The organism is Symbiobacterium sp. (assembly GCF_040797425.1).
In the GTDB taxonomy this organism is placed as follows: domain Bacteria; phylum Bacillota; class Sulfobacillia; order Symbiobacteriales; family Symbiobacteriaceae; genus Symbiobacterium.
This window is the reverse complement of sequence record NZ_JBFNEH010000002.1, coordinates 50,728-67,378: the sequence shown is the minus strand read 5'-3', so window position 1 is coordinate 67,378 and position 16,651 is coordinate 50,728. Positions and strand designations below refer to the sequence as shown.

Genomic DNA, 16,651 nt, shown 5'->3' with positions numbered 1-16,651 from the left:
CCCTTACTGGTTGGCGGCCTGGGCGGCAGCGCGCTGGCCGTAGCCCTTCTTGAAGGCGTCCACAGCGGCCCTGACCTCGGGCTCGATTTCCTTCCACTTGGTCACCGGGATCCGCGCCAGCAGCTCGGCGTGGTTCGCCTTGAAGTAGGTATGCAGCTCCTGCTCGAACCGCTGCACCTCTTCCAGGGGCAGGTCGTCCAGGTAGCCGTTGGTGGCGGCGAAGATGGAGAGCACCTGCAGCTCCACCGGCAGCGGATGATACTGCGGCTGCTTCAGGATCTCGGTCGTCCGCTGGCCGCGGATGATGCGGGCCTGGGTCGCCTTGTCCAGGTCGGAGCCGAACTGGGCGAAGGCGGCCAGCTCGCGGTACTGGGCCAGGTCGAGCTTGAGCGTACCGGAGACCCGCTTCATCGCCTCCACCTGCGCGGCGCCGCCGACGCGAGAAACGGAGATACCGACGTTGATGGCGGGGCGCACGCCGGCGTAGAACAGGTCGGAGTCGAGGAAGATCTGCCCGTCGGTGATGGAGATGACGTTGGTCGGAATGTACGCCGACACGTCGCCGGCCTGCGTCTCGATGATCGGCAGGGCGGTCAAAGAGCCGGCGCCGTATTCCTCGCTCATCTTGGCAGCCCGCTCCAGCAGGCGGGAGTGCAGGTAGAACACGTCGCCGGGGTACGCCTCGCGGCCCGGCGGACGCCGCATGAGCAGCGACATCTCGCGGTAAGCCACGGCGTGCTTGGAGAGGTCGTCGTAGACGATGAGCGCGTGCATGCCGTTGTCGCGGAAGTACTCGCCCATCGCGCAGCCGGCGTACGGGGCGAGGAACTGCAGCGGCGCCGGGTCGGAGGCCGTTGCGGCCACGACGATGGAGTACTCCATCGCACCGGTCTCCTGCAGCTTCTGCACCACGCCGGCGATGGTGGAGGCCTTCTGGCCGATGCCGACGTAGATGCAGATGCAGTTCTGCCCCTTCTGGTTGATGATGGTGTCGACCGCGATCGCGGTCTTGCCGGTGCCGCGGTCGCCGATGATCAGCTCACGCTGGCCGCGGCCGATGGGCGTCATCGAGTCGATGGCCTTCAGGCCGGTCTGCAGCGGCTCGTGCACCGACTTGCGCGTGATGACGCCCGGGGCCTTCCGCTCCACGGGCAGGTAGGTGTCGGTGACGATGGGGCCCTTGCCGTCCAGCGGCTGGCCCAGCGCGTTGACGACGCGGCCAATCAGGGCCTTGCCGACGGGCACCTCCACGACACGGCCGGTCCGGCGGACCTCCATGCCCTCCTTGATGTCCTCGTCGGGGCCCAGGATCACGACGCCGATGTTGTCCTCTTCCAGGTTGAACGCCATGCCCATGACCCCGTTGGGGAACTCCACCAGCTCGGAGGCCATGCAGGACTCCAGGCCGTAGACGCGAGCGATGCCGTCGCCGACCTGAATCACCCGGCCGACGTTCGCAATTTCTATCTCATTGGAGAAACGCTCAATCTCCTGCTTCAGAATTGAGGAGATCTCCTCAGGCCGAATGCTCATCCCCGTGTCACCCCTCAGACCTTGCTTTCCGAACCGATCAGCCGCTCGTGCATGCGGCGCAGGCGGGTGCGGACGGAGCCGTCCATCAGCGTGTCGCCCACGCGTACCACCAGGCCGCCGATCAGCTCAGGGGCGACCTGGGTCCGGAACTTGACCCGCTTCCCCAGGCGGGTCACCAGCGCGGCCTCCAGCTTGCGCGCCGTCTGCTCCTCGAGCGGAACGGCCGAACGAACCTCGACCTCCACGACTCCGAGGGCCTCGTTGGTCAGCTCCTCAAACGCGCGGTACATGGCGGGCAGATAGGCCTCGCGCCGCTTCTGCACCACCAGGAAGAGGAAGTTCCGCACCAGCGGGGAGATCTTGCCGTCGAAGACGCGGCTCAGCACCTCGCGCTTCTTCGGGGGCGAGATCATCACGTCGTTCATGAACGCCCGCAGGTGGGGCTGTGTTTCAATCATCTGAACCACATAGCCAAATTCGCGGGCAACCTGGTCGAGCAGCCCCTTCTCCTGGGCCAGGTCGAAGAGGGCCTTGGCGTAACGCCGGGAAACGGCCTGGCTCAACATCAGTGCTTCGTCACCTCTGCCACGAAGCTATCGGCGAGCCGCCGCTGCTCCTCGGTGTCGAGGTTCTTCTCGATCACCTTGCCAGCCACCGCCACCGCGAGGTTGGCCACCTCCAGCCGCAGCTCCGACAGGGCCTTCGCCTTCTCCCGCTCAATGGTCTTGGTGGCGTTCTCCAGGAGTTCCGCCGCCCTGGCCCGAGCGTCGGCCTCGATCTGCTCCTTGACGGCCGTGGCGTTCTTCACGGCCTTGTTGATAATCTCCTGCGCCTCACGCTGGGCGTTGGCCATCTGAGCCTCGAACTCGCGGCGCAGGCGCTCGGCCTCCGCGCGGTCCTCGGCCGCCTTCTTGAGGTTGTTGTTGATCTCATCCTCGCGAGCCTGAACGGCGCCCAGTAGCGGCTTGTACAGGAGCAAGTACATGCCCACCAGGAGGATGGTGAAGTCAATGATCGTCCAGATCAGTTCGTTTGGCTCGGGGAAGATGTTAATGGTCCCGCTCTCTGCGAGCGTCAACAAGAAGAGGTCCAAAAAGGGTTCCCCCCCTCTCTAGTAGGGGGCGACCAGAGGTGACTAGCCCCGGGTCGCCCCACTTCGAGCCTAGAGCTTGCCGCCAAGGATGAAGATGATCAGGATGGCGGTCAGCAGACCGTAGATAGCGATGGCTTCCATCAGGGCCAGGGAGACGAGCAGCGAGCCACGGACGTCGCCGGCGGCCTCGGGCTGCCGCCAGATGGCGTCCATCGCGGCGGCGGTCGCCTTACCCTGAGCCATCGCCGCGGGGATCGCGCAGATCGCGATGCTGACGGCGGCGGCCAAAGCGAGCCATGCAACCGGAGTCATGATGCGGGTTCCCCTCCTTCTAACGAGAGAGTGTCTTCAAGCTGCGGGCCAGAGCGCCCTCTTAGTCAATCCTCCCAGAGGCAAAGGAAGGGAGCGCCTTCCCTAGAGGGGGAGGAAAGCGAAATCTTTCACGACACTGCCCAGCCGCACGCAGCCCGGGACTGTGCTCAGCGCTGCCACGGCGGGCAGGACCGGGCCCATCCGGCGCCTTACTGTGCGGGAGCAGGCTGCGGATGCGCCTCGCCCTCCGGCGTATGCTCGTGGCCGTGGGCGCCATGAGCCTCCAGCACGCCGCCGATGTAGATGGCGGTCAGCGTGGTGAAGACGATGGCCTGAATGGCGCCGAAGATCAGGCTGAGCAGGTAGATGGGAATGGGTGCGAGCATCGGCACCAGGAAGACGATCACGGCCAGCAGCGTCTCCTCACCGAAGATGTTGCCGAAGAGACGGAGCGACAGCGAGAACGGGCGCACGAACTCCTCGAGGATCGACAGGGGACCGAGGTGGAGCAGGTGCTTCACCCACCCCCAGCCGCCGAGGTTTCGGATGGCGATGACCTGCACGGCGATGGCCACCACGATGGCGAGGCCGAGCGTGGTGCCCCAGCGCCCCGTGGGGGCGAAGAGGCCGTAGCCGACGGTGGGCACGATGCCCAGGTAGTTCGACGTGATGATGAACAGGAACAGCGTGCCCAGCAGCGGCATGTACTGGCGCGCGTACTGACGGCTGCCGATGAAGGACGCGTACCAGCCCTCCAGGAAGTCCAGCAGCAGCTCCATGGCGCCGCGCAATCGGGTATTGCGGCCGGTCAGCACCGCCCGGTTGATCACGAAAGCCACAATCAGGAGAACCGCAATGATCACCCACTGCGTGATGATCATATTGTTGATCTCGAAGTATCCGCCGAGTACATCCTCCAGCCAACCAAGCTTCTGCGGCTGGTGGATGTGGAACTCGCGCTCCCCACCGGTGGCGGCCAGGCTGAACAGGAGCGTCGTCACTCAAACTTCCCCCCCTTCCGCGCGTAAACGGCGAAGAGCGAAACCTGCGCCGCTACCGTGATCGACAGTCCGGCGGCCACCAGGGCCTCCCCGCTTCGCAGCATGAGGTAGAACATGACCAGTGCGAGGGCGTCGACCAGGTAGCGAACAAAAAAAACAATGCCAATGCCGCGCAGTGAATCGTAACCCGCTGTGCGGTTGTTGGCCATTTTGCGGAACAGGAGCAGATTGCCGATGATGCCCCACAAGGAGCCGTACAGAATACCAAGCAGGAGGTTCCATGCCACGTGGACCCGCCCCCTCGGCGGGGTCAGGGCCGAGCCTCGTCCCCTGGTGTGTCCCGATCTGCTTGCGCCTGCTCCGCCTTCGCCATGGCGTTCAACCGCCGGAGCAGGCTGCTGAACGCGACAGCCAGTCCGAGGAGGATTCCGGCAATCAGAAAGAGCGGAGCGGTGCCCACCCGGCCGTCCAGCCACCAGCCGAGGCCGCCAAACAGGACCACAGCGGCCAGCAGCGTATAGCCGAAATCAAAGGCCACGAGGAAGTACGGTGACGGGCGCCGGGACCTGCGTGACACCCTGGGCGCTCCCTCCTCCGCTACCATCCGCTAAAATCCCCAAAGCGGATTATACTAAAGGCCCCTAGAAAAGACAAGGAAAAAAGGTCTGTAGTGCCTTTGTCGCTACTATTCCAAGTGTTTAGGGTCACGATAACACCAGGGCATAAGGAGTAGCCCTTTTGACGGACCCGTCGCCACGCCCCGCCGCTCAGCCCTCCGCCCGGGGCCGGTGCGGGTCAAACGGCGCCGGCTTCTCCGGCAGAAAGCCGAAGCGCCAGCCCAGGTACTCGGCGATGCGCCGGCTCGCCCGGCCGTCGCCGAAGGGGTTCTGGGCCCGGGCCATCCGCTGGTAGAGCGCCCGGTCCGTCAGCAGCCGCTCCCCGGCAGCGTAGACGCCCTCGTAGCTGGTGCCGGAGAGCAGGATCACCCCGGCCTCCAGCGCCTCGGGCCGCTCGGTGGTCTCCCGCATCAGCACGTGAGGCACGCCCATCGACGGCGTCTCCTCCTGGATGCCGCCGGAGTCGGTCATCGCCATGTAGGAGCGGGCGGCGAGGTGGATCATGTCAGGGTACGGCAGCGGGTCGAGGAGCAGAATGCGCGGGTGGCCGCCCAGGATCGGCCAGGCCAGTTCCCGCACCGCCGGGTTGAGGTGCACGGCGTAGACCAGGAGCACGTCGGGGAACCGGTCCACCAGGTCGCGCACCGCCCGGAACATGTTGCGCATCGGCTCGCCCAGGTTCTCCCGCCGGTGGGCCGTCATCACCACCACCCGGTACCGGTCGAAGTCGATGTCCCGCAGGGCCGGCACGCTGAAGGTGTGCGGCTGGCTTAGCACCGTCAGGGCGGCGTCCACCCCCGTCTGCCCGGTGACGAAGATGGTCTCGGGGTCAATGTGCTCGGCGATCAGGTGCTCCCGGGCCCGGGGCGTGGGCGCGAACTGAATGTCGGCGATAATCCCCGCGATGCGCCGGTTAATCTCCTCGGGGTACGGGTTGTACTTGTCGAAGGTGCGCAGCCCCGCCTCCACGTGGCCGACGGGAATCTTATGGTAGAAAGCCGCCAGCGCGCCGGCGGCGGTGGTGCTGGTGTCTCCGTGGACCAGCACCAGGTCCGGGCGCTCCTCCGCCAGCAGCGCATCCAGGCCCGAGAGGGCCCGCACCATGATGTCGGTCAGCGTCTGCCGCGGCTGCATGATCGCCAGGTCGCGGTCGGCCTCAAACCCGAACGCCGTGAACACCTGGTCGAGCTGCTCCCGGTGCTGTCCGGTGGAGACCACCACCGTCTCGAACCAGTCGGGGTGGCGGCGGAGCTCCTGAATCACCGGCGCCATCTTGATGCCCTCCGGCCGGGAGCCAAAGATCGTCATCACCTTTCGGCGTGCAGCCACGGTTTTTCCTCCTCACAAAATCAAAAATTGGAGCGCGCACCCAAAAAGAGGGCAAGAGGTTATCCTCTTACCCTCCCAATCTGCCCATCGTCAACGTCCCGAATGCTTTTCCTTGGGCGTGGAGACCGCCAGGAGCCCCAGCCGGCGGGCGCCTGCAAACACCGCCGCCAGCACCAGGCCCACGATCACCATCGCCTCGGCGAAGTTGACCTCCGTCACGGCCACCGCCGAGAGGCCCAGCGCCGCCGAGAGGGCCCACATGACCAGCACCGTGTTGCGGTGGGAGAGGCCCAGCCGGAGCAGCCGGTGGTGCAGGTGGTCCTTGTCGGCCTGTCCGATGGGGCGCCCGCCCGCCAGCCTCCGCACGATGGCGAAGGCCGTGTCGAAGATGGGCACCGCCAGCGCCAGCACCGGCACCAGCACCGAAACGGCGAGGGCGCTCTTCATCACGCCGTCCACCGAGATGGCGGCGAGCGTGAGCCCCAGGAACATCGAGCCGGCGTCGCCCATGAAGATCTTCGCCGGGTTGAAGTTGTACCGCAGGAACCCGATGGCCGCGCCCGCCAGCGCCGCCGAGAGCAGGATGGCCACCGCCTGGGACTGCTGGAACGAAACCACCAGCAGCGTGAGCGCCGCGATGGTGGAGATGCCGGCCGCCAGCCCGTCCAGCCCGTCGATGAAATTCATCACGTTCACGAAAGACACGATCCAGATGATCGTCAGCGGTCCGGCCAGCGGTCCGAAGTGGACCCACCGGTCGCCCAGCGGGCTGTAGATGGCGTGCACCTGGAGCTGCCAGACCGGGACGTAGACCAGCAGTGCGGCGATCAGCACCTGGCCCAGGAACTTCGTCCGGGGCCGCATGGGCTTTCGGTCGTCCCACAGACCCAACAGGGTAATCAGGCCGCCGCAGACCAGGATCCCCACCACCTGCGGATCGCTCAGTCCCCCGCCTGCGATGACCGCAAGGGCGAACGCGGCGTACATCGCCAGGCCGCCAAGGAAAGGCTTCGGCTCCGTGTGTACGCTTCTGGCCACTACCGGCGCCACGATGCCGGCCCGCAGTGCCAGCCGGCGCATCAGGGGCGTGAGCAAGAGCGCGCCCACAAGCGCCAACCCAAACGCGAGGCCTGCTTTCATCAACATTCCGCTCAACTCCTACACCGGCTCAGCAGCGTACCAGACTACATAATGCCGGGACCGGACGCTTGTTATTCTAAGCGCAAAGGAACAGCGTGTAAAGGTCAACAGGGGTTGGAAGGTTGGAAGCGTTCCATCACCACGCCGGCCTGCCGGGCCATCTCCAGCCCGATCTGCTCGGTGTAGCTGTCCAGGTACACGATGCGCTTGATGCCGGCGGCGATCAGCATCTTGGCGCAGTGGACGCACGGACTGCTGGTCACATAGCAGGTGGCGCCCCGCAGGTCGATGCCGTGCAGCGCCGCCTGGATGATCGCATTCTGCTCCGCATGGATGGCCCGCACGCAGTGTCCGTCCACGATCAGGCAGCCCACGTCTGTGCAGTGGGGCAGCCCGGGCGGCGACCCGTTGTAGCCGGTGGTAAGGATCCGCTTGTCCCTTACTAAGACGGCGCCCACCGCCCGGCGGTTGCAGGTCGAACGCTTCGCCACCACCTGCGCCAGTTCCATGAAGTACTCGTCCCAGCCGGGCCGTGCCATGGCCATTCCTCCTACTTCGTTCCGAAAAGCCGGTCACCGGCGTCGCCGAGGCCGGGCACGATGTAGGCGTGTTCGTTCAACCGTTCGTCGAGGGCAGCGATGAAGATGTCCACGTCCGGGTGCGCCTCCTGCACCGCCCTCACCCCCTCGGGAGCGGCAATCAGGCAGAGCAGCTTGATCTTCTGGCCACCCCTGCGCTTGATCAGGTCGATGGCCGCCACCACCGAGCCGCCGGTGGCCAGCATCGGGTCGACCACGATGAGCTCGCGCTCATTCAGGTCGGGGGGAAGCTTGCAGTAGTACTCGACGGGACGGAGCGTCTCGGGGTCGCGGTAGAGGCCGATGTGGCCCACCCGGGCGGTCGGGTAGAGGTTCAGGATGCCCTGCACCATGCCGAGCCCGGCCCGCAGGATGGGGACCAGCCCGATCTTCTCCCCGGCGAGCCGGCGGCACTTCGCCCGGGCGATCGGCGTCTCCACCTCCACCTCCTCGGTAGGCAGGTCCCGGGTCACCTCGTAGGCCATCAGCATGGCCACCTCGTTGACCAGCTCGCGAAACTCCTTGGGGCCCGTCTCCTTGTCGCGGATGATACTGAGCTTGTGCTGGATCAGCGGATGGTCAATGACGACAACCCTGGACATGGCGCTCTCTCCCTTACTTGGACTCCATCTCGTAAACCGCACGGGCCCCGCCGATCAGCTTCGGGCGGGTCCGGGCGGCGATTACCCGGGCCTGTCCGATCATGGCGGTCTGGAGCCGCACCGGCACGGCCACGCGGCGGAGGTGCATGCCGATCATGGTCAGGCCGATGTCGAGGCCCGCATGGGCCGCGATCTCCTCCACCACCACCGCATCCGGCAGCCGGCGCATCGCCCGGGCGGCGAACGCCCCGCCCGCCTGCGGCACCGGGACGACCCATACCCGCTCCCAGCCGTATCGCTCGGCCGCGGCTGCGGGCACCACCAGCGCCCGGTTCAGGTGCTCACAGCACTGGCAGGCCAGGTAGACGCCCGCCCCGCTGCACGCCTCCCACAGCGGCTCCAGAACCGCCTCCGCCACCGCCTCGCTGCCGGCGGTGCCGATGCGCTTTCCGAGGATCTCGCTGGTGGAACAGCCCACCACCAGTACCTGCCCGGGGGAGAGCCCGGCGGCCGAGAGCAGCTCGTCCACGGCGGCGCGGGTCTGAGCCCGCACGGTCTGCAGGAACTGCTCGTCCACCATGGTAGGGCCCCCTACCGGCGCTCCAGGAGGCGGATCTTCTCCACCCGCCGGGCGTGACGGCCGCCCTCATGTTCGACGGTGAAAAAGGTCCGCACGATTTCCTCGGCCACGCCGGGGCCCACCACCCGCGCCCCCAGGCAAAGCACGTTGGCGTCGTTGTGGGCGCGGGCCATCCGGGCCATGTAGATCTCGTTGCAGACGGCCGCCCGAATTCCGGGGACCTTGTTGGCGGCGATGGACATGCCCAGGCCCGTGCCGCAGATCAGGACGCCGCGGTCGTAGCGCCCGGCGGCCACGCCCTCCGCCACCTTCTGCGCGTAATCGGGGTAGTCGCACGAGTTCCTGTCGTAAGTCCCCAGGTCGTCCACCTCGTGACCCAGAGACCTGAGCACGGAAATGACGGTCTCTTTCAGGTCGAGACCGCCATGATCAGATCCCACTGCTACTTTCATGCTGCGTACTCCCTTCCGCGCGAATTCGATCCACCACCGCCGGCAGCAGCCGCTCCAGCGCCGCGGCGGTCTTCTGATAGGCCTCCAGCGAGCCGCCGAACGGGTCGGGCACGTCCTCCCCCGTCCCGGCGTACTCGCCCAGGCTGAAGATCCGGCCGGCCGCGTCCGGGAAGCGGTTCCGCAGCGCATCGCGGTGGCCGCGAGTCATCGTGAGCACCAGGTCATACCCGTCGAGGCTCTGCACCGGGCGGGACCGGTGGCCGCTGAGGTCGATGCCCCGCTCCTGCATCACGGTCACCGCATGGGGGCTGGCGGGCAACCCCGGGAAGGCCCCGGTGCCCGCCGATTCGACGGTGAGCGCCCAGCCGGGGTCTGCCTTGCGCCAGAACTCGGCGAGGAGGGCCGCCGCCATCGGGCTGCGGCAGGTGTTGCCGGAACAGACCAGCAGCACCCGCTGCACCCTCATACCCGGATCACCCGCCCCCCGGCCGCACGGCGCAGCCGGTTCATGATGGCCAGGCCCATGCCGGTCTCCGGCACGCCCTCGGCCAGAATCACATCCACCCCGTGCCGGTCGAACGCGCGCAGGGCGGCAAACAGGTCGCTGGCCACACCGCTCAGGTCTGCCCGCGAGCCATACTCCAGGATCACCGGCGCCACGTACACGCCCCGGCTCTCGGCGCTGCAGAGGATGCCGACCCGCTTCCCCTCCTCCAGATACTCCATGGCGAGGTCGCGGATCTTGTTCTGCATCTGGATCACGGGGCCGTCCACCAGAATCAGGGGGGCCCGCGGGGCGTAATGCTTGTACTTCATGCCCGGCGAGCGCGGGCGCTCGCCCGGGTCAGCACCCAGCACTGCGGGGGCGACCTCCACGTGGCCGATCGCCGCCTCGAGCTCCTCCAGGGTCACGCCGCCCGGCCGCAGGAGCACCGGCGGGTCGACGGTCACGTCCAGCACGGTGGACTCCACGCCCACGCCGGTCTCGCCGGCGTCGAGCACCAGCGGGATGCGGTCGGCCAGATCCTCCACCACGTGCTCGGCCGTGGTGGGGCTCGGCCGGCCCGAGCGGTTGGCGCTGGGTGCGGCGATCGGAACACCCGCCGCCCGGATGAGAGCCTGCGCCACCGGATGGTCAGGCATGCGCACACCCACCGTGTCCAGGCCGCAGGTGACTTCAGGGGCCACCTTGGGACCCTTGGGCATCACCAGCGTCAGCGGGCCGGGCCAGTAAAGGTCCATCAGCCGCTCGGCCGCGGGCGGCACCGAGGCCACCACGTCTGCAAGCTGCGCCCGGTCGGCCACATGTACAATCAGCGGGTTGTCCGAAGGCCGGCCCTTGGCGGCGTAGATCCGCCGCACCGCCTGGCCGTCCAGCGCGCTGGCGCCCAGCCCATAGACGGTCTCCGTGGGGAAGGCGACCACGTCGCCCGCGCGCAGGAGCGCAGCGGCCTCGCTGATAGCCGCCGGGTCCGGTTCGGCCGAATCCACCTGCAGCACTCGCGTACCCGCTACCTTCCGCTCCACGTTCCACCCTCCCCAGTCGGTAGCCTTGAATCTCGTTAGACTTCGGGGTCAAACGCGCCATTTCCTGCCCGCTTTCCTATGCGCGTGGTCGCGAAGTTAGCATGCGATGTCGACCCTTCCGCCCCTCGTGGGAAAGTGTGGCAGGTGAGGCGCGCACAACGAAAGAGCGCCGCACACTACGGTGCAACGCTCCCGAAGACGGCGCGATCAACGCCGGCGGTATCCGCATGGACGGTGATGCCGACGAACCCCGCCGCCCGGAACAGCCCGGCCACGGCTCCGGCCTGACCCGCCCCCACCTCGACGCCCAGGAAGCCGCCCGGACGCAGAAAGGCCGGCGCCTCCGCCGCAAGCCGGCGGTAGAAGATCAGGCCGTCTGGTCCGGCTGCGAGGGCAAGGCGCGGCTCCCAGTCCCGCACCTCGGGCATCAGCCCCTCCAGTTCCGGCTCACTGATGTAGGGCGGGTTGGACAGGATCGCATCGAACCAGACGTCGTCGGCACCAATCCCGGCCGCAGCCGGCGCATCTGCCCTGAGCGGCTCCAGCAGGTCGCCCTGCCGCAGCTCCACCCGGTCGGCCACGCCGTTCAGGCGGGCGTTCTCGGCGGCCACGGCCAGTGCGGAAGGGCTCACGTCCACGGCCACCACCCGGGCCGCGGGCAGCCGGTGGGCCACGGCGACGGCGATCGCCCCGCTGCCCGTGCCCACGTCCGCCACCCGCACCGGCCCCCGCCCCGCCAGGCGGGCCACCGCCTGCTCCACCAGCACGGCGGTGTCCAGGCGGGGGATGAGCACCGCCGGGGTCACCCGGAACGTGAGCCCCATGAACTCCTCGGTGCCGAGGATGTACTGCAGGGGTTCCCGCCGCTCCCGGCGCGCCACCAGCGCCGCGTAGGCTTCGTCCGCCTCCTGCGGCAGCGGCTCGTCCCGCCGGGCCAGCAGCGCCCCCGCGGAGCAGCCGAGCACGTGCGCCAGGAGCCAGGCGGCCTCCCGGTCGGCGCCGTCAACGTCGGCCGCCCGGAGGCGCTGCCGGGCCCCGGCCAGCGCCTCGCCGACGGAACGCCGCTTCGCCACGGCTGGTCAGGCCTCCTCGCCCTGCAGCCGGGACGCCTGCTCGTGCTGGGCCAGCGCGTCGATGATCTCGTCCAGTTCTCCGTCCATGATCGCGGCGATGTTGTGCACCGTAAGGCCGATGCGGTGGTCGGTCACGCGGTCCTGCGGGAAGTTGTACGTGCGAATCTTCTCCGCGCGCTCGCCCGTTCCCACCTGCGCCCGGCGCTTCTCTTCCTCGGCGCTCTTGGCCTGCTGGCGGTAGTAGTCGTAGACCCGGGTCCGCAGCACCCGCAGGGCCTTCTCCCGGTTCTGCATCTGCGACCGCTCATCGGCGCAGTAGACCACGATGCCCGTGGGCAGGTGGGTCATGCGCACGGCCGACTCGGTTTTGTTCACGTGCTGGCCGCCGGCGCCGCCCGCCCGCTGCACCTCGATCTTCAGGTCCTCCGGCTTGATCTCGACGTCGATTTCCTCCGCCTCCGGCATCACGGCCACCGTGACGGTGGAGGTGTGGATGCGCCCCTGCGACTCGGTGACCGGCACCCGCTGCACCCGGTGGACCCCGCCCTCGTACTTCAGGCGGGAGTAGGCGCCCTCAGCGTTGATCTGGAAGAGCACCTCCTTGATCCCCCCGGCCTCATTCTCACTGATGGAGATGACCTCGGTCTTCCACTTGTGGCGCTCGGCGAGGCGGGTGTACATGCGGAAGAGCTCCGCCGCAAACAGCGAGGCCTCGTCGCCGCCGGCCCCGGCGCGGATCTCCATGATCACGTTCTTGTCGTCGTTGGGGTCGCGGGGCAAGAGCAGGACGCGCAACTCCTCCTGCAGCTTCTCCAGCCGCTCCTTCAACTCTTTCAGCTCCTGGTTGAAGAGGGCGCGCTCCTCAGACTCCAGGTGGCCGTCGAGCAGGTCGAGCACGTCCTGGATGTCCCGCTCGGTCTTTTCGTACTCCCGGAACTTCTCCACCACCGGGCCGAGCCGGTTGTGCTCGCGCGCCACCTGCTGGTACTCCGACGGGTTGCCGATCACCGCCGGGTCGCCCAGCTTGTAGGTGAGGTCTTCATAACGATCAACGACGCCCTCCAGCTTCTCTCTCATGCGGGCATCCATCGGGTTTCACCTCGCGTGTGCGAATTCAGGGCATGGAAAAGGGGCGCGGGCGTCCCCGTGCCCCGTGAAGCGCGACGCTAACCCGGCAGGCCGTGGCCCCGGGCGGTCTCGAAGGAAGCGATGGCCACCTCCAGCTGGCTGTCGTCGGGCTCGCGCGTGGTGAGCCCCTGCAGCCACATGCCGGGCCGGCTCAGGGCGTTCACCAGGGGGCTGTCGGAGCGCCCCGCCAGGCGGATCCACTCGTAGGCCACGCCGGCCACCAGCGGCAGCATGCCGATACGCGCGACGATACGCAGCCACACGTTCTCCACGCTGACGATAGAGAAGATCAGGATGGAAATAACCACAACGTAAAGCAGGAAGCTGGTGCCGCAGCGCTTGTGCTCCCGGGAGTAGCGCCTCACGTTCTCCACGGTCAGCTCCTCGCCCGCCTCATAGGCGTTGATCACCTTGTGCTCGGCCCCGTGGTACTGGAACACCCGCTGGATCTCCTTCATGAGCGAGATCCCCACCAGGTAGCCGATGAACAGCGCGAGCCGGATGCCCCCCTCGACCACGTGGGTGAGCAGCGCACTGGCAGAGAGCGCCTTCACGTAGGTGGTGAGCAGCGTGGGTGCGACGACGAACAGGGCGATGGCCACCACGATGCCCACGGCGGTCGTCAGGGTCATCTCGCCCTTGCTCAGCTGCTCGTCGTCGGGCATGGCCTGGTTGGCCGAGAACATCAGCGCGCTGATGCCGAGGGAGAGGGCCTCCCACATGGCCACCACGCCCCGCAGGAGCGGCAGCCGCAGCAACGGGTAGCGCTGCGTCAGGGACTGGACTTCCTCCCGGTGGATGGCGATATCCCCGTCGGGACGACGGACGGCGATCGCCATCCACTTCGGCCCGCGCATCATGACCCCCTCGATCACGGCCTGTCCGCCGTACACCCCACGCTGGACGCTCACTGCGGGCTCCCCCCTCTCAATCTGACGAAGAAAGCAGAGCGCGCTGGCTCTGCTTTGCTTCTCCCCATCTGCGGACTACCGGCCGTACTTCTTCCTGAACCGGTCGATACGGGAGCCAGCCTCCACGCGCTGCTGCCGCGTGCCGGTGTAGAACGGATGGCAGTTGGCGCAGATCTCCACCCGGATGTTCTTCTTGGTGGAGAGCAGTTCATACGTGGCGCCGCAGCCGCAGGTGATGGTCGCCTTTTCGGTCTTCGGATGGATTCCTGGCTTCATGCTCTCCCAAACTCCTTTACTATGGCTTCGAACCCGACGCCGTTACCGGTGCACCCGGTGGAGCAGTTGCAGCTGCTTTCAGGGCGCCGGTCTACGAAGACGGAGTCGTACCGACGTATTATAACACGCGCGATTTGAGGGTTGCAACGACCCCAGCAGGAGAATGCCCCCTGATCATCAAACCCCTTGTGCAGCCTTTTGCGATCTGATGCTTGCGGGGGTGAACCCTTGCTCCGTCTGTTTGCTTACGCCGGCGCCCTCCTGGTTGCGCTCGTGACCCTGGCGCTGGCGACCCGCACTGCGGCCCCGGCCGTCCTCGCGTTGGTAGTGGGGGCGGCCGCCGCCACGGCCCTGCTTTTCCTGCAGCGCCACCGCCCGCGGCAGCAGGGGGCGGTGACCGTTGCCGGCCTGCGCGCACCGGTGGTGATCCGACGCGATCGGCACGGCACGCCTCACATCACCGCCCAGAACTGGCACGACCTCTTCCTGGCCCAGGGGTACATCGCCGCCAGGGACCGGCTCTGGCAGATGGAGATGGCGCGGCGCACGGCTGCCGGCCGCCTCGCCGAGGTCCACGGCGAGCCGTCCTTGGCCCGCGACCGCCTCATGCGCACCTTGGGCCTCCAGCGGCTGGCCGGGCAGGCCCTCGCCGCCTGCCCGCCCGATGTCCGCGCCTGCCTGGAAGCCTACGCCGCCGGCGTGAATGCCTTCATCGCGGAGGGCCGCCTGCCCCCGGAGTTCGCCGTGGCGCGGCTGCGGCCCGAGCCCTGGCGGGCGGAAGACTCGCTGGCCGTGGGCAAGCTGCTGACACTCGAGTTCACCTCGCCGCTCTCCGGCGCACTCGTGCGGGCCCAGGTTGCCCAGGTGGCCGGGCCCGAGGCGGCTGCAGCGCTCTGGGGCGACGCTGGACCGGACCTCGCGCCGTTTCCGACACTGGCCGACCTGTGCGACGTAGCCGCCTGCTCGCCTCAGACCGTCGCCGGCGGCGCCGCCTGGGCGGTCGGCCCTGACCGCGCGGCAGCGGGCTTCCCCCTTTCCGGCTGCATCCTGGAGACGGCGCCTGTGGCCCCCTCGCCGCTCCACCCGGTCGTGCTCTCCGGCCCGGGCGGGGCCCGCCTGGAGGGCGTGGCCCTCGCCGGCCTGCCGGGGCTCATGGCGGGCCGCTCATCCCAGTTCGCCTGGGGCCTCGCCCCGTCGGGCACCGAGGGGGCAGACCTGGTCACCGAACCCCCGGACGGGCCGGCGCCGCAGCAGTTTGATGCGCCCATCCGGGTGCGGGGCCGGGCGGAGCCGGTCGCCCACACCGTGGCGGAGACCGAGACGGGCCCCGTCCTGGCCGAAGGTCCGGCCGGCCGGCTCGTGCTGCGCTGCCCCGTGCTCCGGCCCGCGGCGGAGGCGGCCGTCCTGGTGAGCCTCTGCCAGGCGCACGGGTACGCCGACTTCCGGGCCGCCCTGTCCGGGTGGACCGCCCCGGGGCTCGCCGCCGTTTACGCCGGGACCGACGGCACCGTCGCCCGGCTGGAGACCGGCCCCGTCCTGCAGGAAGAGGTGAACCCGCCCGGCGGCGTCGCCGTGGCATGCCCTTCCCGGTACGCCGCCCGCCGCATCCGGGAGGTCCTGGAGGCCCGGGCCGACTGGAACCTGGAGCGGATGGCGCCGCTCGCCGCGGACGAGGTGAGCCTGCAGGCCCGGCTGCTGCTGCAGCCCTTGCTTCAGGCCATGCAGGAGGGCCTGCGCCAGGGCCCGCACAACGAGAGCCTCTCCAAGCTGGAAAAGCAGGCACTTCTCCTGCTCTCGGACTGGCAGCAGGACGAGCCGGCCGGGTCGGGGGCGGCCTGCCTGTGGGAGCAGTGGTACTTCAACCTGGTGGAAGACGCCTTCCGTCCCCGCATGGGCCTCACCCTGTTCAACCGGTTCGTCGCGGCGCGGGGCGGCCTGGAGGCGGCAGACCGGCTGCTCCTTCGGACCCTGTCGGGTGAGGAGAACCCGTGGCTCACGCTGGAGGGCGACCTGGGGCTGCCGCGCGTGGCCCTGCGGGCCTTCCGGCGGGCGGTGGCCTATCTGGCGGCCCGGCAGGGGCACCGGCCCGAGGCGTGGGCCTGGGGCCGCGAGCACCGGGTACGCTTCCGCCACAGCCTCAGCCAGGCGCTGCCGGCGCTGGCTCCCCTGGTCGACCAGGGCCCTTATCCGCTGGGCGGCGGCCCCGCAACCGTGAACCGCAGCGGCCCGGACCCGGCCGGGGTGAACGGGGTCCACACCGCCACCACCTACCGGCGCCTCGACGACCTCGGCCCCCCGGGCGACTCCGCCGCCATCCTGGCTCCCGGTGCGGGCAGCCACCCCCTGGACCCGGCGGGCGCAGACCACGTGGCGCCGTGGCTGCGGGGTGAACTGGCGCCGATCGCGACGGGGAGCGGCGGCGTCGAGTTACGCCTGGTGCCTCCTTCGTCCCCATCGTAACCATCAGAGTTTACAGGTAGATGGGAAAATCGCGTCGAA

General features: G+C 68.4%; 20 protein-coding genes. 1 reads left to right on the top strand and 19 read right to left on the bottom strand.

Annotated elements, in window-relative coordinates; genetic code table 11:
• Positions 1-3: 3 nt before the first annotated feature.
• The 19 genes from atpA to rpmE form a co-directional block, all read right to left on the bottom strand.
• Positions 4-1,533 (bottom strand): F0F1 ATP synthase subunit alpha, encoded by a 1,530-nt coding sequence (atpA, locus tag AB2385_RS01050; protein WP_367653052.1) that lies wholly within the window; start codon positions 1,531-1,533, stop codon positions 4-6.
• A gap of 14 nt (positions 1,534-1,547) precedes the next feature.
• Entirely contained in the window at positions 1,548-2,099 is a 552-nt protein-coding gene (locus AB2385_RS01045; protein ID WP_367653051.1) for a F0F1 ATP synthase subunit delta, read from the bottom strand.
• On the bottom strand, positions 2,099-2,626 hold the full coding sequence (atpF, locus tag AB2385_RS01040) for a F0F1 ATP synthase subunit B (RefSeq protein ID WP_367653050.1): 528 nt from the start codon (positions 2,624-2,626) through the stop codon (positions 2,099-2,101). The genes AB2385_RS01045 and atpF overlap by 1 nt, the downstream gene beginning before the upstream one ends.
• Positions 2,627-2,695: 69 nt before the next feature.
• Positions 2,696-2,938 (bottom strand): F0F1 ATP synthase subunit C, encoded by a 243-nt coding sequence (locus AB2385_RS01035; protein ID WP_367653049.1) that lies wholly within the window; start codon positions 2,936-2,938, stop codon positions 2,696-2,698.
• 209 nt (positions 2,939-3,147) lie between these two features.
• Positions 3,148-3,939: a F0F1 ATP synthase subunit A gene (locus AB2385_RS01030; protein ID WP_367653048.1), complete on the bottom strand. Its 792-nt coding sequence runs from the start codon at positions 3,937-3,939 to the stop codon at positions 3,148-3,150.
• The gene (locus tag AB2385_RS01025) at positions 3,936-4,226 is read right to left on the bottom strand and encodes a hypothetical protein (protein WP_367653047.1); all 291 of its coding nucleotides are present in this window, start codon (positions 4,224-4,226) and stop codon (positions 3,936-3,938) included. Before AB2385_RS01025 ends, AB2385_RS01030 begins: the two co-directional genes overlap by 4 nt.
• Positions 4,227-4,249: 23 nt before the next feature.
• Positions 4,250-4,516 carry an AtpZ/AtpI family protein gene (locus AB2385_RS01020; RefSeq protein ID WP_367653046.1) on the bottom strand — a complete coding sequence of 89 codons (267 nt, stop codon included), beginning with the start codon at positions 4,514-4,516 and terminating at the stop codon, positions 4,250-4,252.
• Positions 4,517-4,706: 190 nt separating this feature from the next.
• Complete coding sequence (gene wecB / locus AB2385_RS01015; RefSeq protein WP_367653044.1) at positions 4,707-5,885, bottom strand: non-hydrolyzing UDP-N-acetylglucosamine 2-epimerase; 1,179 nt, start codon at positions 5,883-5,885, stop codon at positions 4,707-4,709.
• A gap of 90 nt (positions 5,886-5,975) precedes the next feature.
• Positions 5,976-7,031, bottom strand: coding sequence for an MraY family glycosyltransferase (locus AB2385_RS01010; protein ID WP_367653043.1), 1,056 nt, complete (start codon positions 7,029-7,031; stop codon positions 5,976-5,978).
• Positions 7,032-7,129: 98 nt separating this feature from the next.
• Positions 7,130-7,564, bottom strand: a complete 435-nt coding sequence (locus tag AB2385_RS01005; RefSeq protein WP_367653042.1) for a cytidine/deoxycytidylate deaminase family protein — start codon at positions 7,562-7,564, stop codon at positions 7,130-7,132.
• Between the two features lie 11 nt (positions 7,565-7,575).
• Positions 7,576-8,205: a uracil phosphoribosyltransferase gene (gene upp / locus AB2385_RS01000; RefSeq protein ID WP_367653041.1), complete on the bottom strand. Its 630-nt coding sequence runs from the start codon at positions 8,203-8,205 to the stop codon at positions 7,576-7,578.
• Positions 8,206-8,218: 13 nt separating this feature from the next.
• Complete coding sequence (locus tag AB2385_RS00995) at positions 8,219-8,785, bottom strand: TIGR01440 family protein (protein WP_367653040.1); 567 nt, start codon at positions 8,783-8,785, stop codon at positions 8,219-8,221.
• A gap of 11 nt (positions 8,786-8,796) precedes the next feature.
• On the bottom strand, positions 8,797-9,237 hold the full coding sequence (gene rpiB / locus AB2385_RS00990; RefSeq protein ID WP_367653039.1) for a ribose 5-phosphate isomerase B: 441 nt from the start codon (positions 9,235-9,237) through the stop codon (positions 8,797-8,799).
• Positions 9,215-9,703, bottom strand: coding sequence for a low molecular weight protein arginine phosphatase (locus AB2385_RS00985; RefSeq protein ID WP_367653038.1), 489 nt, complete (start codon positions 9,701-9,703; stop codon positions 9,215-9,217). The genes rpiB and AB2385_RS00985 overlap by 23 nt, the downstream gene beginning before the upstream one ends.
• Positions 9,700-10,764 (bottom strand): L-threonylcarbamoyladenylate synthase, encoded by a 1,065-nt coding sequence (locus AB2385_RS00980; protein ID WP_367653037.1) that lies wholly within the window; start codon positions 10,762-10,764, stop codon positions 9,700-9,702. Before AB2385_RS00980 ends, AB2385_RS00985 begins: the two co-directional genes overlap by 4 nt.
• Positions 10,765-10,940: 176 nt before the next feature.
• Positions 10,941-11,837, bottom strand: a complete 897-nt coding sequence (prmC, locus tag AB2385_RS00975) for a peptide chain release factor N(5)-glutamine methyltransferase (RefSeq protein ID WP_367653036.1) — start codon at positions 11,835-11,837, stop codon at positions 10,941-10,943.
• Positions 11,838-11,843: 6 nt separating this feature from the next.
• Positions 11,844-12,914, bottom strand: coding sequence for a peptide chain release factor 1 (prfA, locus tag AB2385_RS00970; RefSeq protein ID WP_367653035.1), 1,071 nt, complete (start codon positions 12,912-12,914; stop codon positions 11,844-11,846).
• A gap of 89 nt (positions 12,915-13,003) precedes the next feature.
• On the bottom strand, positions 13,004-13,876 hold the full coding sequence (locus tag AB2385_RS00965; protein WP_367653034.1) for a DUF1385 domain-containing protein: 873 nt from the start codon (positions 13,874-13,876) through the stop codon (positions 13,004-13,006).
• Between the two features lie 75 nt (positions 13,877-13,951).
• The gene (gene rpmE / locus AB2385_RS00960; RefSeq protein ID WP_367653033.1) at positions 13,952-14,152 is read right to left on the bottom strand and encodes a 50S ribosomal protein L31; all 201 of its coding nucleotides are present in this window, start codon (positions 14,150-14,152) and stop codon (positions 13,952-13,954) included.
• Between the two features lie 228 nt (positions 14,153-14,380).
• On the opposite strand from rpmE, the gene AB2385_RS00955 reads away from it, so the two are divergent.
• The gene (locus tag AB2385_RS00955) at positions 14,381-16,612 is read left to right on the top strand and encodes a penicillin acylase family protein (RefSeq protein ID WP_367653032.1); all 2,232 of its coding nucleotides are present in this window, start codon (positions 14,381-14,383) and stop codon (positions 16,610-16,612) included.
• Positions 16,613-16,651: the final 39 nt, after the last annotated feature.